This is a genomic window from Mesorhizobium sp. B2-4-13 (assembly GCF_006658535.1).
Taxonomy (GTDB): domain Bacteria; phylum Pseudomonadota; class Alphaproteobacteria; order Rhizobiales; family Rhizobiaceae; genus Mesorhizobium; species Mesorhizobium australicum.
Genome location: NZ_VFVB01000015.1, coordinates 1 through 25,272, shown reverse-complemented (window position 1 = coordinate 25,272; position 25,272 = coordinate 1). Strand labels below are relative to the sequence as shown.

Sequence of the window (25,272 nt, the reverse complement as noted above, 5' to 3'; positions counted from 1 at the left end):
GGCCAATTTTGCCGCCGCTGCCGCCTTGCCGAACACCTGGCTGCGGACCTCACCTGGCGGGGACGGGCGCTGAACGGTCTCGGGCCGGCGTTCGACGTCGGAAGGTGTCTCAATTCAGTTCGATCTGGACCCTTGCGCAAATCGTAACATCGCATTGGCCCGGGACCTGATTGGCTCACAATGCCAAGCAAATCCCGCCAGACACCCAGTCAACCGCCTCGCATGTGCCCCTCCTGTACAGGCATAGCGGTGTCCCTGTTAATCCGCCACAGATGGGTGGCGCATTAACATACCATCGAGCGAGCCTACCGCGCCTTCTCAATAATTGCCGTTGTAGTACCGGTCATCGCAGGGCGCGGTGTAAATTCGGCCGTAGCGGTCCTGGTACCGGCAGAGCTGATCCTCACGACGCTGCGGGGTGGTGGCGGAGCCGACCACTGCTCCTAGCAACGCGCCGCCGGCCGCGCCGATCACGGTGCTCTTCGTGTTGCCGCCAATAGCCTGGCCGACCAGGGCGCCGCCGGCGCCGCCGAGCAGAGCGCCCGTAGTTGCCCGCTGCTGGCCTTCCGTCTGCGTTTCGCAGCCTGCCAGAGCTGCCGTCACCAGGACAGCCACAACCGCTTTGTTGAGTCTCATCTGAGGAACCTCCTTGAGGCCGCGCGGGCCGATCGTGCCAAGTGCTGCGCCATTGCGGCGGAACGGCGGCGGGCTGTCTCACGAAGTGAGACATGGTTTCTCGCTGGTTCAACGTTGATCTAAAACGGGCCCTAATCAGCCAGATTGTTAGGCACGACGTTGCCGTGGCGGCGCTGACAGTTTCCCTGATTGGCGCCGGTCCGGCCATTTTCCTAGCAGCGGCGTTGCATCGCTCTCAATCACCGACGTGCCGATTATTGGGATGAGCGACGGCTCTTCAGCCTTTTCCCTACCTCCAGTTTCCAGCGCTGCGATTTCTTCATCGCGCCTTATGATCCGGCTTTCCAAGTTCGCGATGCGCTCGGTCAGAAAGTAGCGCCCTGCGACGAATCCTCCGCTCCCGAACAGCACTGAGAAGGTCGCAAACGTTATCGGGTTGCCGATGACCAATGCTGCATTCGTTTGGAAGAAGGCGATCAGGTCGTGCATTTTGTACATCCTCTTGGTTCGCGGCGGGTGGATCTTTCCGGTCCGATCGGCCACCTCTTTGGGGCATAGCCTGGCCGTCGCCCGAGCGCGTTTGGCGCCTTGGCATAAGCCTCTCCTGCTCATCTGTTCCAGGAATAAGGAACATATTCCTACCCCGTCAAGGCCGCGCCCGACTCTTTGTTCTCGCTTCGTCACATTGGTCCGATGGCGACACGCGGCGAACGGTGAGGGTTCAGCATGTCGGCGTCATTGCCTGGAGCCGAGACGCGGACCATCCATTAGGCGACGACGGTCGCCACAACCCTCTTTGTCATCGGCGATGTCCCAAACATGCAATAGGCGCTGCCCTGTCACGAGCTTTGAGCCGCACAGTCTCCACCAAGAGAGGGCGGCCGAACAAGACAGCGCCGGCGGCAAACCCGGATCCGTCTGTCGCTTGCGGGTTCGTACGGAAACAGACCAGATATCGGGTACGTCCGACTACGCACCATCACTATGCCGACTTTCGGCCCTTTGATTTGGTGCCGCCCTTGATGCCTTCGTTGGCAAGGCTCTTGCGAAGCACCGAGGCCAGGTCGATGACGTTCTCTTTTGGCGCGGGCGCGGGCTTGGGCGGCGCTTTGCCCTTGCGCTTGGCGTCGATCATGGCGATCAACGCGTCCTCGTACGTGTCTTCGAACTTCGACGGATCAAACTTGGTGACTTTCTTGTCGATCAACAGCCCGGCTATCTCAAGAAGGTCTTCATCGTATTTGGGGTTTTCCAAGCCATTGAACACGGTCTTTTCCGACGTCATCTCGTTGTGAGTGCGCAGCTCGGTCAGCAGCATCCCCTTCTGGAAGGGTTGGATCAGCACCTCGCGCCCGCGCTGATAGAGCACCACGCAAGAGCGCGCGGCCACGCGCTTGTTCGCCATCGCATCACGAAGAACCGAAAAGGCTTCGAGCGAGGCGCCGTCCGCCGGGATCAGATAATAGGGCTTTTCCAGATATCGTGTGTCGACGTCCTCAATTGCGACAAATGAATCCACCTCAAGCGTGTGGGCCGATGTCAGCTTGAGCTTCTTGATCTCATCCGGCTCGACCTTGATGAAATGGTCCTTGTCCACCTCGTAAGCCTTGACCTGGTCCTCGCCCTCCACGATATCGCCAGTCTCTTCGTCGACATACGCGCTTTTGACGGGCAGCCCATCTTGGCGGTTCAAAATCTTCAAATGGATCTTGGAAGCCTCGCTGGTTGCACCGACAATCTTTACGCCGCACGAAACCGACCCGATCTTCAGGAAGCCTTTCCAAACCGCGCGGGGTGCCGCCATGACATTGCTCCTTGTCTGCCGCCAGTAAGAACACACGAAGCCGCCACCCGTTCCGTCGGCACACCAGGGCTCCGCTACTAGGTCGCCGACATCCGGAATGGTTTGGCGACAGCGGGACATCATCGGGGAATGCTGTGGACCGGTAGCCGACCTCGTTCGCGCATGCGCGGCCGCCACCGGCGTTTGCCGGTCACGTGCCCACCGTGCTGCATCATTTGACTCAGTTCGAGCCAAAGCGTAAGCCGACCTTCCCGCCCACGTCCAGGGCGCATCGACTGACCATAAGGTTTGACAAAATGGACGACAAATACGCCAATGCGCGCGAGCATTTTTTCGCGGCAGTTCGCACGCTAGCCGCCTCTTCCGATCCCATCCAAACACGATTGATCGATGCAAACCTGAACGTTTTGCATGTCACGCTCGATGAATTCGAGGGCGACCGCGAGCTCAAGTTCAAGTTCGCCAGGATTTTGGACCTTCTTGCCGCCGACCAAGACGACATTGAAACGGTCGCCATCGAGACGACCGCCCATATGACGGACTTTGAAGCCGTCAAGGTGGCGGACCTGATCTGCGATTTCTACTATGAACTGACATAGGCACCGACACCGACGAACCCGGGCGCTTGAGGTGCGGCAAGCCCAGGGCGTGCGGCTCGTTGGCTGTGACACCGACCCGCTTTGTCCCAGTCGTGTTTCTCTTGCAGCATGCGAAGGCGGGCAAGCGCCTACACAGATCCGCTTCCAACTCTCTCAACGGCCGGTGGCGGAGACGTGAATTAGCCGAAACGAATTCCTCCTGCTGCACTCTTGCCCCTCCGATCGGCGGGCAGGTTGCAAATGGCAGGGTTCAGAAAGTTTCGATGCCGGCAATGTCTTGGCCGGCAAGGTGTTTGATTGCATCAAATGGCCGGCCTCCAGAGGGGCTTGCTGCCCTCACGGCGTCCACCAGGGCCAGTGCAACGGCTCTACGATGGCATGCCCAGTGTGTCGCGGAAGCGGCCTTCAGGGCGCGGCGCGACCCCTATGCTAAGGGTCCGGCAGAATCGCCGTGGGCGAGCGCCAAGTCGTGTGCGGCCTGATTTTTCGGAGGCGCTAACATTGGTGATTCCGCTGGAGCAGCTTTCCGTGCTTGTTCGCAAACTGAAAAATAGGTCGCGGTAGCGGAGCCTCAAAATGATGGACCGCATACGCCGGGTCGGAGGAAGTTTCGAGGCCGCAATGATCTTGATCAGGGCCGTAGCAGCGGTCGGAATCGTCTTGGTGGTCACCACCGAAATTCTGTGAATTCTCAGATCTCACGGCTCCGGGGAGTGTTGGCTGATAACCCGCTCGGGGAGTTGCCTTTCCAAACCGGTGGCTCGCATCCTGATCTTGTCGGAGCCCAAACCGGCAAAATGTCGGAGCCCGGCAGCTACGCCTCGCCGTGTCACTCCGGCGGACGCGCCGACGTGACGCCCTGCATGGGGTTCTCCAGCGCCATTGAACCCGCACTGACGCTAACTCGACAGGAACAATCAACCGATCTTCTTGTTGGACGGCGATGGCGGTTGACCATCTGGCCTTTGCGCTGCCGCGGAACAAAATCCATAGGTGATCGGGCCTGAGAGGGTCACCGCGCGGGGCGAAACTTCTGACCACTTAGGTTTCGTAATCGGTAGCGGGAAAAAGAGATGCTGGACAAGGCTTGGCGAATTACGAAATCGAGCGTGGCCGGCTTCATCGGCGACAGCGCTTTCAGTCATGGGGCCGCAATGGCGTTCTTCGCGGTGACCTCTCTGGGACCCATTCTGTTGTTGGTAGTGGCCGTAGCAGGCCTGGTATTTGGACAGGACGCAGCGCGCAATGCCGTCGCGGGACAACTGACAGGCCTGATGGGCAGTCAAAGCGCGAACGTCATACAAAGCGCACTGCAAAGTGCATCCAACCCATCGTCTGGTGCCATCGCTACCATTGTGGGCCTGGTGACGCTGTTGCTGACGGCATCCGGCGTGTTCGGTGAGATGCAGACGGCCTTGAATGAGATCTGGAAAGCAAAACCCCAGGGAGGCTCTGTCTCTCGCTTGATTCGTGCCCGGACGGCAAGCTTGGGACTGGTGATCGCCCTCGGTTTCCTGCTGATCGTTTCGCTTGCTGTGAGCGCCGCCATTACCGCGCTAGGGGGCACGATCAACCGGCTTTTGCCGTTCGGATCCATCTTGATCGAAGGGCTGAATGTCTTGATTTCCTACCTGCTGATAGCAGTGCTCTTCGCCACCATCTACAAGGTTCTGCCGGACCGCCATCTGGAATGGCGCGACGTGTGGTTCGGAGCGTTCGTGACAGCCGCGCTGTTCACGGTCGGCAAGAGCCTGATCGGCTTGTACCTGGGTAGCAGCGCCATGGGATCTTCATTCGGAGCCGCCAGCGCGTTGATAATTGTGCTGCTCTGGATCTACTACTCGTCGCTGATTTTTCTTCTCGGTGCCGAATTCACTCACGCCTACTCTTTTGAACACGGAAGCCGGCGACCCTTAGGTGAGGCTTCACCGGGTTGAGCGACGGCCGCAAAGCGCGCCCGATACGTGGCCAAGAACGCGATTGGCAAAAGTGCGGGATTGTCGCTCCTGGAGCGAGCACGGAGCCCAGGGCTATGAAGATCGACGTGACCACGCGCGACCTGGAACTCCACCCGTCGTTTCGCCCCCCCCGCGAGCGCCGGGCCGTCGTCGACTTCCTCTCGTAAAACCCACCGAGCTCGTTGCCCTGCGCCTCAGCACTCAACCTCCAGCGAAGAACTGGAACCTAAACGCACAGGGTCGGTTTGGTGGCCAGAAAGGAGACCTCCATGATACGCTTACTCGTTCAATTCGGTGCCCTCTGTCTAGCGTATAAATTCGGCAAACAAATAGGCCGTGAGCAGGGCCGTCTTTCACCAATAGGCGAACCGCGGCGCCGCTCCTTGTCGGAGGCGGGTACCCCACAAACTGGTGAGGCCAACGAACAAAGTTAGCGTTTGCAGACTGCGGTCACCTGCGATCCGCCGCGGGCCATGGAACGTCGGGCCTTCAAGCTGGACGATGAAATGCCGCGGCATCGTGCTGCACTTTGCAGCTTATGGGCGTCAGCGTGACAAGGGCCGACGGTGCCTTCTCAACCTGAGAATCGCAGAGTGTCCGACCGTGATTATACCCCCGCAGTCAATCCGCACTGTCAACTTGTCGGCTTTGTGATCGACGCGAATGATGTCGCCGACGAGAACGACCTCATCTCCAGCGCGGGTTTTGGGTGGCGGGTCAACCGAATAGGGTTGCTCATAGGACGGAATGCTTACTTGGGCGCGTCCGCTAGGCAGTATCGAGGTGACCGTGCCTGTCAACGCGACCTCGTCACCGATCTCAAATTCCCGAGGCACGCTATAATGTAGCATAAAGCCTCCTCCGGCGTTTCCAAACATCAATGCTGGCAAACTGACTTGGTTGCGTGAAATCGTAAGTCTCTCCCTCCTCGCCTCGGTAAGGCCAAGCACCCGCTCCCGTAGGGCTACAAACCGCGCGATCAGGACCTCCAACGCCGCTGATCATGATTGACCGCCGCGATCCAGGACTCACAAACGCGCCGTAGTCGCCCCGGGGCCCGTGGACGTGTGCGAAGCGAGCGCTACATCCTCTTCGCCGCACACGGGCTTCGCCCTGCCGACGGGGACCGATTGGTCGGCCGCCGCTGCATGCATTCGGTGCCGGCCCGGCGGGATCCTTGAGCGCGAGGAGGCCTCGAATTGGCAAGGGGGCTGATGAAAGCGGTGGATAGTTGTCGAGCTGAGGTGTTCTGGCAGAGCCTGTTGTTTTAGCCTGTTCCCGCCACCTGAAATACCCTGCGGGTGTATCAGGCTCGAACGGTTCAGCCCATGTCAGTGTCTGCCTTTCCCGTCAGCCGAGAGCTTTCTTCTGTGAAAATCGTCGCGGAGGCAATAGCTCGGCTTCCCAACGATGAAGCGGCCCTTCTTTGGGACGAAACGGCTAAGCATCTGTTGTCAGTCGCTATTGAACGCGGCCATGACACAGACCAGGCGCGCACCGAGGTCGTTCGGTTCTTTGGTGCCGTTCAACGCATGCGAACGACGCTTTCATCAAAATGGATGGAGACGGCAATCGCAGGCTATGAAAAGCCTACAACTATGAACAGTTTCGTTTCGCACATAATTGGCCTCTACCGGTGCCCAGGCGTCCCAGCATTTGTCTGCGTGAGACAGGGAACCAGGTGCAGTTACCTATCGCAGGACGTTTACAGAGCGTCTGGATACCAGCCCGACTTCGAGGTGCTGCCTTGGGAATCGGAATACCGGGCCGCCAGAAACGCGACAATCTTAGCAGACGGCGATACGAAGCGGTAAGTGCCGGACAATACCATCATGGAACCAAGCCCAATCCGGCAGGTATGACGCTGTACTTCTTGGACACGATTGAGAATGGAAAGATCACCCGCGAAGATCTGGTTGTCGACATGAGCCCGTGCGACATGCGCGAGGAAGCCAAGCGGCGCAGCGCTCTGTTGCCATGAGTACCATGGCAGCACTGCCGGAGTCGCGCTGCACGCAGAGGATGTCCTTCCCCTTTTAGAGGTCGCGCTTGATCATCCGGCAGCTCATCTTGGCCCAATGCGATAGGTGCTGGTGCGACGCTTGGCGGCCATGCCTTGGTCGACGAGGTTAAAGTCTAAAGTCCACCTCGGTGCCGCGAAAGTCACAGCCGCGCGGACCTCCGAGGCATCGGAACCGATCAGGGAGAGCACTCATGAGTTGGCATGGAATGGTTCAGCCTTCAGCTTGAGGCACTCGCCGCCAGCATCGAGACACGCCTATGGTGATGATCGACTCCAACAGAGCCGCGCGCGGCCACCCACCGGTCCCGACAACACCGCCCGGGCAATTATTTTTTGCGTCCTCTTGCGGCAAGCCTGCTCAGGGCTCGAGCGACCTAGGGAAACATCAGCGATCGGGAACTCAGGCCTCCTGCGGTCGTTTAGCAGTTGATCAGCCTTTAGGAGGTTGCCATGAAAAAGCTGCTACTTGCCTCATTGATCGCTGTTGCCTCCGCGGCCGCCACGGTCGCCCCGGCGGATGCTTGGGGATTGCCTGGCTTCGGCGTTGGCCCGTTCGGTGGCTTCGGCCCATTTTCGAGCGGCGCGTTCTACGGAGCTCCGTTCTACGACTATGGCGGCCGCTATTACGGCCCGCGCTACTACGGTGACTATCCTAGTTATATGGTACGGTATCCGCACCGCTACTCTAGGCATCACTACCGCCGTTGCCGGGTCAAGCTGTTGAGGCACTGGCATCACCACCACCGGGTGTTGGAACGCGTGCGGATCTGCCCTTACTGACGACCAGCCTTGGTTTCACTGATTTCATGCTTCGGTCAGCGTGGCCCCTCGTTTCTTCGGCCGCGCCGATCACCCTGTGTTCGACATGCCGAAGTCATCGACAGGCGACAATTGCGTAAATCGGCGCCTAACGCGCGGCACAATGAGCGCAAGTGACATCAGCGGAGGATGGGAATGATCATCCTGGCTATCCCAGCCGCGCGGCCGAGACGAGGGCCCCCGGTCCAGTGTACACTTCGGGCAGTTGCTATTCCTGTCCGAATCGGCTCTCCTCTCACTAGGACCAATCGCAACGCAGTTTGCTGAATCCATGGTCCCTGTCCTTGATGGCGACCGACGTTTCCCCCGCCCCCCAACCGGCGTCGGTCGCCCTGCTCTTCGGGCAGTTCAACCGCCGATGGCAATCGTTTCCGGCACGCGGCAGACGAGACAATGATTAGGGTTCCCGGCGAGAGCCGCCGGACCGGCGCAGGCAATCCATCTGAAAGGGAGCTCTCGTCCGCGCCCTCGCGGTGCTCATCAACAAAGGTCATGGAGAAATATTCAGCTTCGCGGGAACTGCTCGCCCGCCGTCCTCTTCATGGAAGGGAAAGCTGAGCGCTCAATGCGCCAGCACGCTCTGTCTGCCTGAAGGCGGCCGTGCTGAACAGGCCCTACCATAGGTCAGGCCCGACATCGGCAGGCTCGTGCCGCCGCGAAGAACGCGGTGGTCGGTTATCAAGATATCGCCGTCCGGAAGCTGCGAACGAAGCTTTCTACCACGTCATCGAGATCGGCCATCGCCAGGCAGAGCGGAGGGCACATCCTGATGACGTTGCGATAGGGGCCTGAGCGGCTGGCGACGAGACCATAACGCCGAGTCTCTTCGAAGACCTTCATCGTTGCTTCGGGTGCTGGCTCCTTGGTGGCCCGATCCTTTACCAGCTCGATGGCGAGCATCAGACCCTGTCCCCGGATGTCGCCGATCAGCGGGAAGTCCTTTTGGAGAACTTGTAGCCTGTGTTTCAGCGCGCCGCCGACCGCGGCTGCGTTCTCCTGCAGCCGCTCCTCCCGCATCACCTTCAGCACTGCGCGTCCAGCGGCGCAAGCAACGGGGTTGGCTCCGTAGGTGTGGAACAGGAATTTGTCCGACATGGACTCTGCGATAGCGCGTTTGACGATGACAGCACCGAGCGGGATGCCGTTGCCGACGCCCTTGGCTACGACGACAATATCTGGAACGGCGCCGTGCGATTCGAACGCCCAGAAGGCTTCTCCCGTACGCCCAACGCCCGACTGCACTTCATCGATGATGCAGACACCCCCTGCCGCCCGTACGCGTTCGAAAGCCCCGGCGATGTAACCTGCGGGCATCGGCACGATACCACCATAGCCCTGCACCGGCTCGACAATCATGCCAGCCAACCGTCCGCTCGTGGATGTAGCGATCGCACGCTCTACTTCATCGAGATAAGACTCGACACCTTCGCCGTGCACGCCGCGATACTGGTTGGGCTCAGCCACGAACGTGACTCCGCCAAGCTGTGGCACGGGATGGCGGAAACCAGCTATGCCGGTCACCGACTGCGCGCCGAAGGTGGCGCCATGATAGCTGGAGGCAAGCGCTAGCATGTCTATGCTCCCGGTGTGCGAGCGCGCCATTAACAGCGCTAGGTCGATGGCCTCGGCGCCGCTGTTGGTGAAATGCACAACCCAATCGTGACCGGCTGGCATCGTTGCCACCAGTTCCTCCGCATATTGGGCCGGGACTGGATGGTAGAACATAGTCGTGCAATGCGTCAGTTCCCTCATCTGGTCAGTGGCTGCCTTCACCACCTGAGGGTGAGCATGCCCGACCGAGATGCACAGGTTCATGCCGAGCAGGTCGATGTATTTGCGATCCTGCTCGTCCCAGACATACTGGCCGCGGCCACGCTTCAGGATCAACGGCTCCTTGTAAGGAACGAACTTACGCTGCGAGGCCGAGTAGAAACGGTTCCGCCGATCGACGATGGCGTTGGTCGACCAATCAATCTCCAGACTTGAATCGACATGCGGAGCGTTCATGCCGTGCCTCCCGTGTTGCAAATCGCGGAGATTGAAAGCACGAAATGCTCGGCGCGCACACCGACAAACATCCTCATCAGGATAACTGATGGAGTTGATTAGTCGTGCGACGAAGAGCGGTCGACGACATAGCAGTCGTTGGGCAGGCCAGGCAGACGGGTGGTGATCGCGTCGGTCAGCACTTCGGCGGTGCGCGCGGCGAAAGCCGCCGGCAGGTTTCCGAGTTCGCGCTCGCGCGCGACCAGCAGAATGCTGCGCGACAGTCCGGTGAAAGGCAGCGAGTGGACGTCGATCTCCATGCCTTCCGCCAGACCGTCGATGAGCAAGGTCGGCGTCAGGATGGCAAAACCCATGCCAGCCGCAACCGGCGCCATCACCACGCTGGAACGGTCGCCTTCCATGGCGCGTGGGATCTCGATGCGAAGGCGGCTGAGATGCTGGTCGACGCGAAGGCCGACGGGCGTTTCGCGCGAGAAGCGTACGAAAGCCAGCTTCTTCGAGAGCTTGACGATGTCGCGGACATCGCCGGCAAAGCCTTTCGGCGTGACCAGCAGAAATTTTTCGGTCATTACAGGATAGCGCGTCAGTCCCTCGATCTCGAACAGTTCGCCAGAGGTGACGGCGAGGTCGGCGCGCCGGGCCCGCAGCAAGGCGACATGATCCGTCGCAAGACCTGCGAAAAGGCTGAGTTCGGGGATGCCGAAGTTCTTGCGGGCGAGGACTGACAGCGCTGGCGCCAGCGTGGTCGCAATCGAGGCTAAAAGGGCAATGCGCAACAAGGGCAGCGGCGCAGCGTTGACCCGGCGTGCGTCGGTGCGTAGGCCCTCGACCTCAGCCAGTATGGCGACGGCGCGGCGGTGCAGTGCAATGCCTGCCTTGGTGAGTTCGATCGGCCGTAAATTGCGGTCAATCAGGGTGACGCCGAGGCCCCTTTCCAGGTTCTTGAGATGTTGCGAAGCAGCTGACTGCGTCATGCCCAACATCTGTGCCGCCTGGGTGACATGCCTCGTCTCGACAACGGCGACGAACACTTCGATCGCCCGAAACAGGTTGAAATCGAAACTGCCGCTCGTCACCCGCAACTCCGCCCGTGAGGTTCCATAAGTTTTGCTAATGTTGCGCAATTCGGCTTGAGCGCAAGAGGCTTAGCGGGAAAAGATCACCTTCTTGCGACCCAGCAAAGGTGCCCGATAAGTGAATGACAGTGCACGCATCGTAATTATTGGTGGCGGCGTCATTGGCCTCAGCACAGCCTATCACCTTGCCGAAGCGGGGGTGGGTGATGTCGTCCTTCTGGAGCGCCACCAACTGACAAGCGGCACATCGTGGCATGCAGCCGGAATTGTTGGCCCGTTGCGCGCCAGCCTTAACCTGACAAGGCTCGCGCAATACGCAACTGAACTGTTCCCACGCCTTGAGGAGCTCACCGGGCAGGCGTCCGGCTACAGGCGTACCGGCGGGCTGTGGCTGGCGCGTCACCCGGAGCGCATGGACGAGCTGAAGCGCATCGCGCATATGGGCGATGTCTGTGGCCTGACGGTTGAAATTATCGGTCCGGCCGCTGTGACCGAGCGGGTGAGCGGGGTCGGCGCCGATGGCATTGTTGGCGCGCTGTGGGTCGACGAAGACGGCCAGGCCAGTCCAGTCGACATCTGTGCTGCTTATGCAAAACGTGTGCGGAGCGCTGGTATCCGCATCCTTGAAGGAGCCGCTTGCACGGGCTTCATAGCCCGAAACGGCCGGATCGCGGGCGTCAACCTGGCCTCCGGCATCACCATCGATTGCGAGATCGTCGTCAACTGCGCCGGCGCCTGGGCGCGCGGTATTGGCGCGCTCGCCAACGTTCCAGTGCCGTTGCAGGCCGTCGAGCACATGTATGTCGTCACCGAGCCGATTGCGGGGCTCCAGGATCCGTTCCCCATCCTTCGCGACCTCGATGAAGGCATCTACATCAAGGGCGATTCCGGCAAGCTGGTGTTGGGCGGGTTCGAGCCGAACGCCAAGCTCTTCGACGTTCGCGGACCCGCCGGCGACAGGCCATTCCTTGAGCTGCCGGAGGATTGGGAGCAGTTCGAGCCGTTCATGTCGGCAGGATTGAAGCTTCTGCCGGCGATGTCTGAAACCGGCATCAGGCATTTCATGAACGGGCCGGAGAGTTTTACGCCTGATACGCGACCGCTGATGGGTGAGTCGCCCTACCTGCGCGGATTCTTTGTTGCCGCCGGTTTCAATTCGACGGGAATGATGTCTTCGGCCGGCGCCGGCAAGGCGATGGCTGAATGGATCGTCGATGGCGAACCTGGCCTCGATCTGTGGGCCCTCGACATCGCCCGTTTCGACCGTTCGGCAGCGGCCCGTTCCTTCGTCGGCGCCAGGATGGAGGAAGCCGTCGCGGATCTTTTCCACATGCATTGGCCCTATAAACAGGCGACCGCCGGGCGTGACGTCAGGCGCTCCGCATTTCACCGCACATTCGCCGAAGCGGGCGCTGTTTTCGGCGCGCCGACCGGCTGGGAGCGACCGCTCTGGTTTGGCGGGGCGGAGACACGCGGCTATTGCGTCGGCGCGCAGAAATGGTGGAGCGCGGCCAGGAACGAAGCTGAGCGGATGGCGCAAGGCGTCGGCGTGTTCGAGCTTTCGCCCTTCACCAAGATCGATGTGCGCGGACGCGACGCGGCCGCGCTGATGGAGCGCCTGTGCGCCGCCGACGTTGACAGGTCCGAAGGCTGCGCCGTCTATACCCAGATGCTCAATACGCGCGGCGGCATCGAAGCCGACGTGACGGTCACGCGCGACGGTGAAGACGCGTTCCGCATCATCTCAGGCGCCGCGACAAGGCAGAAGGATCTTGCCTGGATCAGCCGCCGTGCCGAGGATCTCGGCCTCGCTGTCTCAGTCTTCGACGCCACATCGGCGGAGGCCGTTCTCGGCGTCATGGGCCCAGGCTCGTGTACGCTGCTCCAGAACCTCACCGACGCCGATCTTTCCGACGCGGCGTTCCCGTTCTCGACCTCGCGTCGCATCGACATCGGAACCGCCAATGTGCGGGCCACGCGCATCAGCTTTGTCGGCGAACTCGGCTTCGAGCTCTACGCACCTGTCGAACATGCCGAGAGCGTATTGGCGGCAATCGCCTCGGCGGGCGGTGCTCACGGCCTGGTCTTTTGCGGTCACTACGCGCTCGACGGCTGCCGCCTCGAAAAAGGTTACTGCCATTGGGGCCATGATATCGGGCCGAAGGACACGCCGCTGGAAGCGGGTCTTTCATTTGCCGTGTCCTGGAAGAAAGGTGATTTCCTCGGCCGGGAGGCCTTGTTGAAGCAGAAGGCCGAAGGCGTGCAGCGCCGGCTAATGCATTTCGCCGTCGACGGCGCCAATCCGCTTCTGCTGCATGACGAGCCGATCTATCGAAACGGCAAGCTCGCCGGGTTGACCACTTCGGGTGGCCTGGGCGTTCGCACGGGTCTAAGCCTTTGTCTGGGCTATGTTGCCCTCGATCCGGGCGAAACGAAAACGCAGCTGCTCGCCTGCGACTACGAAATCACGGTAGCCGGTGTCCGCTACAAGCTTCGGCCGCTCGACAAACCACCTTACGACCCAACCGGATCGCGCATGCGCGCAAGCGCGGAGGAAAATTCATGAGACAACAGGCCCGTGTGGTCGTTATCGGCGGCGGCGCCATGGGCGTATCGTTGCTCTACCACCTCGCCAAGCGCGGCTGGGACGACGTCATGCTCGTCGAGAGACAAGAGCTGACTGCGGGTTCCACCTGGCACGCCGCGGGCCTTTGCACGCATTTCGCTCACAACGCGACGATCATGGAAATGCGCGCGCATTCGGTGCAGCTCTACCGGGAAATCCTAACCGCCGAGACTGGACTGCCGACCGGCTTCCATCCCAGCGGCGCTTTGCGCATAACCCGCTCGAAGGCGCGGATGGATGAATTCCGCCATGTTCAGGGGCTCGGCCGGTTCGTCGGACATGACTTCGACATCCTGAGCCCCAGCGAACTCAAGGAGCTCTATCCGCTCTGCCATACCGATGAGATCATCGGCGCCATCTACGAGCCCAATGACGGCCATGTCGATCCGACGCTCGCGACCAACGCCATGGCCACTGGAGCACGCTCGCGCGGCGCCGAGATCGTGCGCCACAATCCGGTGCTGGGGATCGAACGCAAGGCATCGGGCGAATGGCTTGTCCGCACCCAAAAGGGCGACATCATCGCCCAGCATGTGGTGAATGCCGCCGGCACATGGTGCCGCGAGATCGGCGCCATGATGGGCATCGACCTGCCGGTGGTGGCAATGCTGCATCAGTATGTCGTGACGGACACAGTTCCCGGGATCGCCGAGCGTATTGCCGCAGGCACCAAGGAACTGCCGATCATCCGCGATCCGGAGGAAAGCTGGTATCTTCGCCAAGAGCGCGACGGCTATATCGTTGGCCCCTACGAAAAGTCAGCCCTTCCGTGGGCGATCGATGGCGTGCCGCCTGAATTCGGTATGGAACTGCTGCCGCCGGACCTCGATCGGGTCGAGCACATCATCGCCCTGGCGATGGACCGGGTGCCGGCGCTTGCCAATGCCGGCATCAAGACGGTGGTCAACGGCCCGATCACCTTCACGCCGGATGCCAATCCCCTGGTCGGGCCGGCCTTCGGCCTTGCGAACGCCTGGCTGCTCACCGGCTCGAGCATGGGCGTGATGGAAGGCGGCGGCGCTGGTCGCTTCCTTGCCGACTGGATCGTCGACGGGTCACCGCCAAGCGATGCTCTGGCCGTCGATCCGCGCCGGTTCGGCAACTACGCCGATCGTGATTATCGCATCGAAAAGGCGGTCGAAGGATTCGGCCTGCAATTCGGCGTCCACTATCCCAATGAGGAACGCGAGGCCGGCCGCCCGCGCCGCACGACGCCGGCGCTTGAGCTTCAAAATAGCCAGGGCGCGGTGCTGGGCGCCGCCTATGGCTGGGAGCGGCCGAACTGGTTTGCCTCCAACGGCACCGACCGCAATCCGCCGCTCACCTTCCGCAAGCCCGGTTGGTTCGACGAAGTGCGCGGCGAATGCCTCGGCGTGCAGGGCAGCGTCGGCGCCATTGACCTTTCGGCCTTCTCCAAGTTCGAAATCGGTGGACCTGGCGCCGGCGCCTTCATGGCGTCTCTCGGCGCCAACCGGCCACCGGAGCGTCATGGCCGCATCGGGCTTCTTCATGTGCTAACGGCAAAGGGCGGCGTGGCGTCGGAATTCACCGTGACGCGTTTGGGCGATGACGTCTTCTACCTGACCAGTGCAGCACTTGCCGAACGCCATGACGAGGATTTGCTGCGGGCGCGCGCCGCGGCCTTTCCGGACGTGACGATCGATAATGTCACGGAGAGGCGAGGCGTGCTCGGCGTAATGGGCCCGCGTGCCCGCGATCTACTGGAAAAGATCTGCGAAGCCGACCTGTCTAATGCGGCATTCCCATGGCTTTCAGCGCAGATCATGCGCGTGGCGGGCATCAGAGCGGCAGCGCTCCGCGTCTCCTATGCTGGCGAACTCGGCTGGGAACTGCATGTGCAACTCGCGCAGTTCGGCAAGCTCTACGAGGCAATCACCAAAGCCGGCGCTCAGTTCGACCTGCGTCCGTTCGGTGTCTACGCGCTGAACGCGATGCGGCTGGAAAAGGGCTATCGCGCCTGGGGGGCTGACCTGACCACCGAGCGTACGCCGCTGGAGGCCGGTTTGGGCGCGTTGGTCAAGACCGATGGCCGGACATTTGTGGGCCGCGAGGCAATGCTGGAGCGCGTCTGCAAGAGCTCTTGGTCAATGGTCTTGCTTCAGATCAAAGACGATGACGAAAGGCTGCCCTTCTATGCTCACGCAGTAATGCAGGCTGGCCGCCCGGTGGGCATCGTCACCTCCGGGGCTCATGGCTTCCGCACCGGCAAGACCATCGCACTTGCCTATCTGAAGCCCGGCGTTGCGGTTGAAGATCTGACCGTCTCGATCCTCGGCAAGGAACTGACGGCGCGGGAGTTGAGGAAAGCTCCTTACGATCCGGACAATCTGCGGATGCGCGGCGTCCGGGCAGATGCGCTGGTCGCCTGCACACCTGCCTGATCATGGAGATAAAGATGAATAAGGACGCCACGAACATCCCTACCGCTCCAGCGCCACGAAGCGGGGGCCGTGCCGGAAGGCAAGGCCAGCGGATGGCACAGCAGGCGGCACGGCGTCCCTACCTCAACCGCAGGATTGGCACTTTCAATATCCTCGACGAAGAAGGGTTGAGCCTAATCGAGGCAAATGCCGATCGTTTGCTGAAGGAGGTCGGCATGGAATTCCATGACGATCCGGAGATCCTCGACATCTTCCGCGAAGCGGGCGCCGACGTGAAGGGCACCAGGGTGCGCTTCGAGCCCGGAATGTGCCGCAAGATCGTACGCGCCACAGCGCCTTCGCAGTTCAAGCAGCATGCCCGCAACCCGGCAAACACGGTGATGATCGGCGGCGACAATACCGTGCTTTGTCCGTCTTGGGGGCCGCCCTTTGTCCATGATCTCGATCGGGGCCGTCGCTATGCCACGATCGCGGACTTTCGCGATCTGGTAAAAATCCATCAGATGATCCCGCATCTGCATCATTCGGGCGGTGTGGTCTGCGAGCCTGTCGACCTGCCGGCCAACAAACGGCATCTCGACATGCTTTATGCGCATGTCCGCCATTCGGATCGCGCCTTCATGGGGGCGTTTATCGGCTCCATGCGGGCGCAGGACGCAGTCGACATCGCCAAAATCGTCTTCGGCGAGGAGTTCGTCGCAACCAACGCCGTGCTCTACAACGTCAGCAACACCAACGCACCGTTGGTGCTCGATGCGAACATGTCCGGGTCGCTCAAGGTCTGCGCGCGCAACAATCAGCCGGTCGCCTGCACGCCATGGACGCTCGCCGGCGCAATGAGCCCCTGCACCGTCGCCGGTACTCTAGCCCAGGTGCTCGCAGAGGCGCTTGCCTGCCTTTCCCTAGTCCAGCTTATCAATCCAGGAGCGCCCTGTCTGATGGGGAGCTTTGCAAGCACCATCTCCATGCAGAGCGGCGCGCCGACTTTCGGCACGCCGGAAGCGGCAAAGATGGTCCTGGCGGCCGGACAACTGGCGCGAAGGGTCGGTGTTCCATTCCACACGGTCGGCACGCTTTCGGCGTCCAAGCTGCCAGACGCGCAGGCTGAGCAGGAGGGGACCTTAGGCCTGCTGATGTCGCTTCTCGCCGGCGCCAACGTCATCAACCACGCGACGGGGTGGCTGGAGGGAGGTCTTGTCACCAGCTTCGAGAAGACCATAATCGACGCCGACCTTTGCGGTAAGGTAATGAGCCTGTTCGAAGGTATCGACTTGTCGGTGAACGGTCAGGCGATGGATGCCATCGGGGAAGTCGGGCCCGGATCGCATTTCCTAGGCAGCGCCCATACGCAGTCGAACTTCCTGTCCGCATTCTACCGCTCGACCGTCAGCGATAACAATTCGTTCGAGCAGTGGAATGCCGAAGGCGGCCTGGATGCCGCCCAGCGCGCCAATCGCCAGTGGAAGAAGCTTCTGAGCGACTATGTGGACCCTGGCCTCGATCCCGCGATCGATGAAGCGCTGCAGGCCTTCATCGCCAAACGTAAGGAGAGCATGCCGGACCAGGACTATTTCTGAGCGCGGGTATCGTGGTCCTGTGGTGCCCGGTTCGGGACGTGCTGGCCGGTGCCGAAAATCAGCAGACCGCTACTCGACCCTTCCCTGCACGATGCGGTCTATGATCATGGCGCACAGAAGAATGGCGAAGCCCGCGAGCAATCCCTGCCCCACGGCCGCATATTGAAGGGCGTTGAGGACATCTTCTCCAAGTCCTTTGGCACCGATCAGGGAAGCGATGACCACCATTGAAAGGCACATCAGAATGGTCTGGTTTATTCCGGCCATGATGGAAGGCATGGCAAGCGGGAGGTCGACCCGCGTTAAGAGAAACCATCTTGTAGCGCCATAGGCCTGCGCGGCCTCTCTTATGGCCGGAGGGACGCCTTGCAGGCCGAGTGCGGTCAGGCGCACAACGGGCGGCGTGCCGAAGATCAGCGTGGCGATGACGCCGGGCGGCTTACCGATGCCGAACAACGCAATCACTGGGATCAGGTAGACGAACGCCGGCATGGTCTGCATGAAGTCGAGCACCGGCCGCACAGACACGTAGACGCGCGGCCGGCGTCCGCACCATATCCCAAGCGGGATTCCGGTCGACAGGCAGAGAATAGCCGATGTGCCCAACAGGGCCACGGTTTCCAGGCTCTTTTCCCAAAAGCCGAGGACGGCAAGATAGGCGAGCGCAGCAGCGCTGAAGATGGCTATGCGCGGCCCAGCCAGTTGCCAGGCAAGGACGAGAATGATCGCCATCGTAACGGGCCACGGCATGCCTGTCAGCCCATAGGCCAAGCCATCGAGCACCAACGAGATTGCGGCGGTGATGCCGCCGAAAAAGCCGTCCCCCAGATGCGATACCGCTGCCATTAGGCTGTCCAGCGCTGATGACAAGGTCGCCTGCCACTCGCGGTTCGAGGGGGCAGCAGTTAGCCAGACCGCTGGCGTTGACGAGGCGAAGCGATAAGCCGAAAGCCCGTAGGCTGCGATACAAAAGGTAAAAGCACATATGGCCAGCGGAAGATTGAGCCCGCGCTGAAGTGTCGACTTCGACCGCCAGAGCGCGAAGCGTCGCTCGAGCATCCGGTTGGCGACGAAACCGGCGAGCAGCCTGGCCAGCAGCAAAGTGACAAGACCGGACCCAATTACAAGCGGGGCCTTCGCCTTCGCAGCCTCAGCCTGCATCCTGGCGCTGTCGGCAGCTTTCTCCAGAGCGGCGGCTGATGACTTCAGTCCTGCTGCATTGTCCTGCCCCGCCGCCTCGGCGGCCTCCGCCTGTTGCGCACGCACCTGTGCCTGTTTGCTGACGCGTTCGGCTCGTGCTTGCTCTGTGACGCCGAGGTTGCGAGCCGCGCCGACGCCGATTTGAACAACCGCTAGTGTCTCCAGGAAGAACGTAAGCCAGAACAACAGCGTGATGCCTCTGGCCGCGGCCCACACTGGCCCAAGCAGCGCGGCCGCGAAGTTGAACGGCCAGATGGCACCGGAAGCTCGCCGGATACGGGCGAACACCTGCGCGTAATAATGCGGATTGCGCACAACGAACTCCCGTACGAGCGCGTCCTCTGCCGTTTGAGCCTGTTCTGTCGACCGCACGGGGGCCGGATCATGGGCGTTCACGGGCTTTGCCCTTTCGCAAACCGTCGAGAAGGATCTGCCTATCGATAATTCCGACAACTGACCCATCGGGAGCAGTCACAGCCAGCGGTGCGCCATCCTGTGCCGCGAGTTCGACCAGTTCGGCCAGGGGTTGCCGTGAATCCACACTGCGCAACCGGCTGACATCCAACTCCGGACGGTGCCGGGTCCTGAAATTCTGGACCGACTCCATGATCCGTCCAGCTGTGATCACCTTCAGGCGCGAAATGTCGGCGACGAACTTCGCCACATAGTCATGCTTCGGGGATGTGACTATCTCCTCAGGCGTATCAGTCTGGACGATTACACCGTCCTTCATGATCGCGATCCGGTCGCCAATCCGTATAGCCTCGTCGAGGTCATGGGTTATGAAAATCACTGTCTTGCCCATGGAGCGCGAAAGGGCCAGGAACTCATCTTGCAACTGCCGCCTAATCAGCGGATCGAGCGCGCTGAACGGCTCATCCATCAGTAGGATGGCCGGCTCGGCAGCCAAAGCGCGTGCCAGCCCGACGCGCTGCTGCATGCCGCCGGAGAGTTCATGGCAGTAACGATCCCCCCAGCCCGATAGGTTCACCTTGGCGAGCGCCGCCTCGGCGGCATCGAATCTCCGCTGCTTGTTTGCCGCTTGGATCTCCAGCGGAAGCGCGACGTTGTCGCGCACGGTCCGATGCGGAAGCAGCCCGAAGCTTTGGAAAACCATGGCTATCTTGCGGGACCGCAATGCCCTCAACTCCTTGGGCGACTTCGCCATAACGTTTTCACCATCGACGAAAATCTCGCCCGCGGATGGCTCAAGCAAGCGGTTTATATGGCGGATCAATGTCGATTTGCCACTGCCCGACAGACCCATGACGCAGAAGATTTCACCCGGCCGAACTGAAATGTTGACATCGGCCACGCCAACGACACAGCCGAACCGCCTGGCGATTTCGTCCTTATCGAGGCCATAGCGCAAAACCGCCGCAATCGCCTCCGGCGCGCGGGCGCCAAAGATTTTCCAAACGCCCTTCATGATAATGGCGGCAGCATGGGCTGCCCCGTCGGCGCGGTCCGCCGGGTCGGCTCGGCCCGATGCCCTGACCGGTGCGGCGTCCACCGGCTACAGTCCCCGTCTAAAAACAGGATCGCGCGGCTTGGCGACAATGCGGGCCCGTTTAGAGCCCGCAGCCTCAGCCCTCGACTTCAGTGCCCAAACCATTTCGCCACCTCATCGGGGTGGGTTTTGATCCATTCCTTCGCCACATCATCTGCCGGCTTCTTGTCGACGATGATTGCGTAGGCCCACTTGCTGATGTCATCCGGATTGAGAGTAATCCGATCCAGAGCGGCCGTCAGTTCCGGTTGCCGCTGCGCCAGCGAAGCAGCATAGGCGATGTGCACGGTGGTGTCAGCGTAGGCCGACGACACTTTCGATTTTTCGAACCATTGAGGGTCCTCGCTCGGCTGCAGCATCACGAACTTGGCCGGATCGTGTTTCGGCTCGGAAAGGAAGGCAAGCTTGTAGCGCGCGAAATTCTGGTGCGGACCGTAGCAGTAGCCCACCCACGGCTTATCGGCCTTCGCGGCACGATCGAGCGATGCCGCAGCTACCGCTTCGTCGGTGACCTGCAGATCGAAGAAATCGGCGAAGCCGTAATCACGGGACCTCACTTTTTCGATGTTGGTCGACTGCCAGCCTGAAGCGCCGATCCAGATTTCGCCTTTGCCGTCGCCATTGGTGTCGAATATCTTGGCGTTATCGGGGTTGGCGAGGTCGGATACGTCCTTGACGCCGTATTTGTCGACCGTAACTTGGGTCACGCAGTAACCTTGCTTGGCCTCATAGCCATTCTTCGCGAGTTTCACGGTGCCCGCGCCCTTGACATATTTGTCGACAAGACCCTGCTGGTTCGGCAGCCAGACATCGGGCCAGATATCGACTTCCCCCTTGTTACGGTCCATCGCTTCCCAAATAACGGGGACGGCCGTGGTGGTCACGGTCGAAACGTCGAGCCCGAGCTCCTGCTCGGCGGCGTCCTTGATCACGTTCATGACCGCCGTCGCGGTAGCGTAATTTGGGTCCGGCATGGTGACGTCTGCAGCAGTTGCCGATGCGATCGGCGCCAGCAACAGCATGCCAAGAGCCGATGCAAGAAGATCATGTTTCATGGTGTTCCCCAGTCGAGTTGCGCTGATTTTTCTCAGACTATTGTCACGTTAGCGGAACGTGCAGGCAATCCATCCCAAATTGCGTCGCATTAGCAAAAACGATGAAGCGCATAAGACGTTGATCATGGTTGCGATGCCCAACTAGCTCCCAAAGTCCCGCCTCCATATCAGGCCGTCACGTAAATGCTCCCAGCTTCGAGGGTGACTGGGAAGGTCCGCGCGCGAACGCTCGGGTTGACCAGGGCCGCACCCGACTTGATGTCGAATTCCCACCCATGCCAGGCGCAGCGAACGATTTCGTTCTCGCGGTGGTAAATGAATTCGGGTCCCTCGACGGGAGCGGTCGTGCCGCATTGCGGCCCTTCGCAAAGCGGAGCCCCTCGATGAGGGCAGACATTCAGCAGCGCATGGAAACTTTCGCCGATCCGGAACACGCCGATCGACAGGCTGCGCACCTTAGCGATGAATGGCGTTCCGATCTGGATCTCGTCGGCGCGACAAATATACGTCTTCTCAGCCATGTCGACCCTCGTCATGCTGCCGCGGCGGCTTCCGGGCGGCGAATGCGCTTATAGACGTCAAGCGCATTTTGGCCGAGCACCTTGCGGCGCCACCCCGGCGGAATGTGCAATGTGTTGACGTCATCGTAATCCCAGTGCGGATAATCGGACGCAAACATAAGCGTGTTCTCGCCGTCCATTGCCTCCAGAATGGACCAGAGATGCTGCACATTCGCCGGCTGCTCCAGGGGCTGTGTGGAGAACCGAATGTTTCGGCGGCAGTACTCGGACGGCAGCATCTTCAGCCAAGGCGTCTCCTTGCGAAGAGCCTTGTAGTCGGCGTCGAGGCGCCACAGCACCGTCGGCACCCAGGCCACGCCGCACTCGACCACCACGAAGTAGAGCTCCGGCCATTTCTCGAACACTCCATGGGCAATCATGCTGGCCACATGGCTGATCGCCGACATGTGCAGGATAGCGTGTGTCTCCCAGAAGAAAGTCGTGGGGGCAGGCGCGACAGCGTTCCAGTTGATCCCCCCGTGTCCGCCGAGGTGGATGGCGAATGGCAGGCCCATTTCCGCGCAGGCTTCGTAGATCGGGTGGTAGAAGGGATCACCATACGGCCGCACAGAGCCTTGGGAGGCGAGAACCTGGACCATGCGAGGGTGGCTGCCGAGCCGACGGATTTCGGCCGCCGCCTGCGTCGGATCCTGAGGCGCGATGACAATAGAACCCATGAAGCGGCTGTCCTTCGGCAGCCACTCCGCGATCTGATAGTCATTGTAGGCACTGACCAGCGCACTTGCGTAATAGGGATTGGCCAGAGTCGAGGCTTCTATTGGCTCGTCGCCGGTGAGGATCGCCACGCCGACATTGTATTTGTCGAGATGCTTTTCCTTCATGATGCGGTAGTTGTCGGCTTCGGTCTCGGGCCGCACGTCCTTTCGCGAGAAATCCTGCGGATGAAACCAGGGACGGTGGCCATGCGGGAAGGATCCGCGGGGACCGGTCTTTTCGCCCTCTATGAACATGTCTTTCCAGACACCGGTGAGGTAGGGCTCCAGCACCGTGGCGCTGGACCAGTAGTTGTGGCAATCGCAGTCGACGATAAACACTTTAGCTTCGCTCCCTCTCCGCAGGCCGCGTTCCGCTAGCCGTTTAGTCTCTTCAGCTTCCGCCTTGACAAATGCCGGATCAAGCCAATGATTTCTGGGTAATGATCGAGTTTTTCGATCGGAGGGGTTAGACCATGCAGCTGGACCACATTGAGACCTTCCTCGACATCATCGAATCGCGAAACTTTAACCGGACTGCCGACCGGCTGAACATTACGCAGTCGACTGTCAGCAGCCGGATCAAGAGTCTTGAAAGCGCAGTCGGGTCGGAGCTTTTCCATCGTGGTCGCGCTGGCGCTGAACCGACAGCGGCGGGGCGACGTTTCGAAGCCTACGCGCGGGCGATGCTGTCGACCTGGTCGCAAGCGCGCCATGACGTGCGGGCCTTCAACCGGTTCGAAGGAACCCTGCGCGTGGCAGCGCAGGTTGGCATGACACGCTCAGTGCTGCCTGGCTGGGTGGAGGCGCTCTGTCAGGCCCTTCCCCAAGCCTCGATTCACGTGGAATCTGACTATTCCAACCAGATGGTGACAGATCTCAGCATGGGGAATCTCGATATCGCCGTGCTCTACGCACCCCGCTATCTTCCCGAAATTGCGTACGACCACCTCATGGTCGAGGAATACGTAATGGTGTCGACCTTCGCCAGGACGATGTCGGAGGTCAATCCTGATAGCTACATTCGTCCGGGCTACACCGTGTTACTTGAGAAGACCCATGCGGAGCTGATCCCTTCTCTGGCAATTTCGCGACTTTCCATGGGATCCGAGAGCCTGGCCGAAGCGATGCTGCGGCGAGCCGGGGGGAGCTGTTACATGCGCAACGACGATGCCCGCAGATTTACGGCCGAGTGCCCGTCCTTCCTGGTCGAGGGCGCACCGACGCTCCACCAGCCTGTCCACACGGCTATGCTCGCTCGGCGCAGACACGAACCGATCATTCGCAAAGGACTCCGTGCACTGCAGCTTGCGGTGATGTCGCTCGAGACCTAAATCGAAATTCCCGATTAAAGAGCGGGGCTGAACCCCTGTTCGGGAGATGGTTCGGCTGGCATGTTGGGGCGTCACTGAAGAGCCCGGCCATGAACGCACACACTTCCTTTTCGGCTTCCGATTTTTTCGCAACCATGCGGCAGCGGCAATGGGCCGAGGCATCCTCACAGGCAATGCTCTGCCGCGCGATCATCGACGAGACACACGACGTGAAGACATTTGTCTTCTCGGCTGCGTCAGACCGCATGTTCTGCTTCAATGCGGGGCAATACGTTGTCCTTCACCTCACAATCGGTGGCGCTACGGTAAGCCGTTCCTATTCCGTATCGTCGCCACCTACACGACCGCTCGACTTGCACATCACGGTCAAGCGGACACCAGGCGGGCTCGTTTCCAATTGGCTCCACGACAACCTTCGAGCGGGCGACGAAATCAACATCGAAGGCCCCCTGGGCTCGTTCAAACTCGACGGCTTCCACAGCGAGAAGCCTCTCTTTCTTGCCGGAGGCAGCGGGATCACGCCTCTTATGTCGATGTTGCGCACCTTGACGGACCGAGCGTCGGATCTGGACCTGTGCCTCATCTACAGCGCGCGGTCGCCGCGAGATCTCATCTTCAGGTTGGAACTCGATGTGCTCGCTGCCCGGTTTCGGAACCTGAGCGTCACATGCGTCTGTTCTAGGAGAGATCCCACTTGGGCAGGACCCACCGGCCGGGTAGACGGTCCCATGCTCCTGCGCCTGGTCCCCGATCTTCGCGAGCGCACGGTCTACGCGTGCGGCCCCGAACAGTACATGAAGGCGCTGCGGGACGGTCTTGGCCAGACGGGTGTTGATGCACGTCGTTATCATGAGGAGAGCTTCGGTGGCGGCCTGAGCGGTGTTACTTCGGACGTAGCATCTGCCGTTTCGTCCTCGGTGCATTTCGCTCGGTCCGGATTGGAGCATCGCTGCGCGCCCGGAGAGACCCTGCTGGAGGCGGCGCGCAACTGTGGCGTCTATGTTCCCAGTGGCTGCCAGCAGGGAGTTTGCGGTACGTGCCGAATAGCCAAGCTCTCTGGCGAAGTCACGATGCAGGATCTCGGCGGACTCACGTCCGATGAAAAGTCCTCGGGCTTGGTCCTGGCCTGTTGCAGCCGCGCGAAAGGCGCTGTTACACTTGATCTTTGACTTCGATTCAGGTTCTGAACGGGGTCGTCTCATTGACGGCAAGCTGGTCGTTTGAGATTTCTTCATTCCACGCCTGTGTTCGTAGTCTAGAAAGGCACCTTTCAAAGCTGTGTCCAGGGACTGTCAGGAATCTTGTGCGTGAGGCCATGATGATGGAAAGGAGAATCATCGCATGGCTATTGAGAAGGAACTTCTGGACCGTTT

The 25,272-nt window shown here is 60.7% G+C and carries 20 protein-coding genes; 9 read left to right on the top strand and 11 right to left on the bottom strand.

Translation table 11 applies throughout. The features are described from left to right. Positions 1–318: 318 nt before the first annotated feature. From FJ936_RS28730 to FJ936_RS28720, 3 genes are all read right to left on the bottom strand, one after another. Entirely contained in the window at positions 319–636 is a 318-nt protein-coding gene (locus tag FJ936_RS28730) for a YMGG-like glycine zipper-containing protein (RefSeq protein WP_140789708.1), read from the bottom strand. Between the two features lie 147 nt (positions 637–783). After that, entirely contained in the window at positions 784–1,125 is a 342-nt protein-coding gene (locus tag FJ936_RS28725; RefSeq protein WP_141907342.1) for a hypothetical protein, read from the bottom strand. Positions 1,126–1,618: 493 nt separating this feature from the next. Next, on the bottom strand, positions 1,619–2,440 hold the full coding sequence (locus tag FJ936_RS28720; RefSeq protein ID WP_141907341.1) for a Ku protein: 822 nt from the start codon (positions 2,438–2,440) through the stop codon (positions 1,619–1,621). 194 nt (positions 2,441–2,634) lie between these two features. Between FJ936_RS28720 and FJ936_RS28715 the strand changes: the two genes are divergently transcribed. The 4 genes from FJ936_RS28715 (at position 2,635) to FJ936_RS28695 (ending at position 7,800) form a co-directional block, all read left to right on the top strand. Continuing rightward, positions 2,635–3,039, top strand: coding sequence for a hypothetical protein (locus tag FJ936_RS28715; RefSeq protein WP_246680579.1), 405 nt, complete (start codon positions 2,635–2,637; stop codon positions 3,037–3,039). A gap of 1,073 nt (positions 3,040–4,112) precedes the next feature. Beyond that, complete coding sequence (locus tag FJ936_RS28710) at positions 4,113–4,976, top strand: YihY/virulence factor BrkB family protein (protein WP_141907340.1); 864 nt, start codon at positions 4,113–4,115, stop codon at positions 4,974–4,976. Positions 4,977–6,325: 1,349 nt separating this feature from the next. Then, positions 6,326–6,811, top strand: coding sequence for a DUF6074 family protein (locus FJ936_RS31040; protein WP_246680578.1), 486 nt, complete (start codon positions 6,326–6,328; stop codon positions 6,809–6,811). A 659-nt stretch (positions 6,812–7,470) separates the two neighbouring features. Further along, complete coding sequence (locus FJ936_RS28695; protein WP_141907339.1) at positions 7,471–7,800, top strand: hypothetical protein; 330 nt, start codon at positions 7,471–7,473, stop codon at positions 7,798–7,800. Between the two features lie 717 nt (positions 7,801–8,517). Here FJ936_RS28695 and FJ936_RS28690 read toward each other — a convergent pair. Beyond that, entirely contained in the window at positions 8,518–9,846 is a 1,329-nt protein-coding gene (locus FJ936_RS28690; RefSeq protein ID WP_141907338.1) for an aspartate aminotransferase family protein, read from the bottom strand. Between the two features lie 98 nt (positions 9,847–9,944). After that, positions 9,945–10,922 carry a LysR family transcriptional regulator gene (locus tag FJ936_RS28685; protein ID WP_181763193.1) on the bottom strand — a complete coding sequence of 326 codons (978 nt, stop codon included), beginning with the start codon at positions 10,920–10,922 and terminating at the stop codon, positions 9,945–9,947. 118 nt (positions 10,923–11,040) lie between these two features. Between FJ936_RS28685 and FJ936_RS28680 the strand changes: the two genes are divergently transcribed. Genes FJ936_RS28680 through FJ936_RS28670 form a run of 3 tightly spaced genes read left to right on the top strand, consistent with a single transcriptional unit; the run spans position 11,041 to position 17,527 of the window. Beyond that, on the top strand, positions 11,041–13,488 hold the full coding sequence (locus tag FJ936_RS28680; RefSeq protein ID WP_141907336.1) for an FAD-dependent oxidoreductase: 2,448 nt from the start codon (positions 11,041–11,043) through the stop codon (positions 13,486–13,488). Then, complete coding sequence (locus FJ936_RS28675; RefSeq protein ID WP_141907335.1) at positions 13,485–15,950, top strand: FAD-dependent oxidoreductase; 2,466 nt, start codon at positions 13,485–13,487, stop codon at positions 15,948–15,950. The genes FJ936_RS28680 and FJ936_RS28675 overlap by 4 nt, the downstream gene beginning before the upstream one ends. A gap of 2 nt (positions 15,951–15,952) precedes the next feature. Continuing rightward, positions 15,953–17,527: a trimethylamine methyltransferase family protein gene (locus FJ936_RS28670; protein ID WP_348643180.1), complete on the top strand. Its 1,575-nt coding sequence runs from the start codon at positions 15,953–15,955 to the stop codon at positions 17,525–17,527. 69 nt (positions 17,528–17,596) lie between these two features. On the opposite strand, the gene FJ936_RS28665 is transcribed toward FJ936_RS28670, so the two are convergent. The 5 genes from FJ936_RS28665 to FJ936_RS28645 form a co-directional block, all read right to left on the bottom strand. Then, positions 17,597–19,123 (bottom strand): ABC transporter permease subunit, encoded by a 1,527-nt coding sequence (locus tag FJ936_RS28665; protein WP_210245834.1) that lies wholly within the window; start codon positions 19,121–19,123, stop codon positions 17,597–17,599. Further along, positions 19,110–20,240: a betaine/proline/choline family ABC transporter ATP-binding protein gene (locus tag FJ936_RS28660; RefSeq protein WP_348643179.1), complete on the bottom strand. Its 1,131-nt coding sequence runs from the start codon at positions 20,238–20,240 to the stop codon at positions 19,110–19,112. Before FJ936_RS28660 ends, FJ936_RS28665 begins: the two co-directional genes overlap by 14 nt. 86 nt (positions 20,241–20,326) lie before the next feature. After that, on the bottom strand, positions 20,327–21,259 hold the full coding sequence (locus FJ936_RS28655) for a glycine betaine ABC transporter substrate-binding protein (RefSeq protein WP_181763192.1): 933 nt from the start codon (positions 21,257–21,259) through the stop codon (positions 20,327–20,329). A gap of 200 nt (positions 21,260–21,459) precedes the next feature. Next, positions 21,460–21,813: a Rieske (2Fe-2S) protein gene (locus FJ936_RS28650; RefSeq protein ID WP_141907331.1), complete on the bottom strand. Its 354-nt coding sequence runs from the start codon at positions 21,811–21,813 to the stop codon at positions 21,460–21,462. A gap of 11 nt (positions 21,814–21,824) precedes the next feature. Then, positions 21,825–22,907, bottom strand: a complete 1,083-nt coding sequence (locus tag FJ936_RS28645) for an amidohydrolase family protein (RefSeq protein WP_140789729.1) — start codon at positions 22,905–22,907, stop codon at positions 21,825–21,827. A 134-nt stretch (positions 22,908–23,041) separates the two neighbouring features. Between FJ936_RS28645 and FJ936_RS28640 the strand changes: the two genes are divergently transcribed. Together FJ936_RS28640 and FJ936_RS28635 are read left to right on the top strand one after the other, a co-directional pair. Then, complete coding sequence (locus tag FJ936_RS28640; protein ID WP_141907330.1) at positions 23,042–23,899, top strand: LysR family transcriptional regulator; 858 nt, start codon at positions 23,042–23,044, stop codon at positions 23,897–23,899. An 89-nt stretch (positions 23,900–23,988) separates the two neighbouring features. Further along, positions 23,989–25,068, top strand: coding sequence for a hybrid-cluster NAD(P)-dependent oxidoreductase (locus tag FJ936_RS28635; protein WP_140789733.1), 1,080 nt, complete (start codon positions 23,989–23,991; stop codon positions 25,066–25,068). Positions 25,069–25,075: 7 nt separating this feature from the next. Here the strand turns inward: FJ936_RS28635 and FJ936_RS30730 are convergent. After that, the coding region (locus tag FJ936_RS30730; RefSeq protein WP_210245833.1) for a hypothetical protein at positions 25,076–25,272 on the bottom strand (197 nt) is incomplete at its 5' end.

Coding starts and splice junctions, on each gene's coding strand:
- FJ936_RS28650 (WP_141907331.1), bottom strand. CDS start 21,813: ATGGCTGAGAAGACGTATATTTGTCGCGCCGACGAGATCCAGATCGGA.
- FJ936_RS28655 (WP_181763192.1), bottom strand. CDS start 21,259: ATGCTGTTGCTGGCGCCGATCGCATCGGCAACTGCTGCAGACGTCACC.
- FJ936_RS28670 (WP_348643180.1), top strand. CDS start 15,953: ATGGAGATAAAGATGAATAAGGACGCCACGAACATCCCTACCGCTCCA.
- FJ936_RS28690 (WP_141907338.1), bottom strand. CDS start 9,846: ATGAACGCTCCGCATGTCGATTCAAGTCTGGAGATTGATTGGTCGACC.
- FJ936_RS28730 (WP_140789708.1), bottom strand. CDS start 636: ATGAGACTCAACAAAGCGGTTGTGGCTGTCCTGGTGACGGCAGCTCTG.
- FJ936_RS28635 (WP_140789733.1), top strand. CDS start 23,989: ATGAACGCACACACTTCCTTTTCGGCTTCCGATTTTTTCGCAACCATG.
- FJ936_RS28695 (WP_141907339.1), top strand. CDS start 7,471: ATGAAAAAGCTGCTACTTGCCTCATTGATCGCTGTTGCCTCCGCGGCC.
- FJ936_RS28720 (WP_141907341.1), bottom strand. CDS start 2,440: ATGGCGGCACCCCGCGCGGTTTGGAAAGGCTTCCTGAAGATCGGGTCG.
- FJ936_RS31040 (WP_246680578.1), top strand. CDS start 6,326: ATGTCAGTGTCTGCCTTTCCCGTCAGCCGAGAGCTTTCTTCTGTGAAA.
- FJ936_RS28725 (WP_141907342.1), bottom strand. CDS start 1,125: ATGCACGACCTGATCGCCTTCTTCCAAACGAATGCAGCATTGGTCATC.
- FJ936_RS28675 (WP_141907335.1), top strand. CDS start 13,485: ATGAGACAACAGGCCCGTGTGGTCGTTATCGGCGGCGGCGCCATGGGC.
- FJ936_RS28640 (WP_141907330.1), top strand. CDS start 23,042: ATGCAGCTGGACCACATTGAGACCTTCCTCGACATCATCGAATCGCGA.
- FJ936_RS28710 (WP_141907340.1), top strand. CDS start 4,113: ATGCTGGACAAGGCTTGGCGAATTACGAAATCGAGCGTGGCCGGCTTC.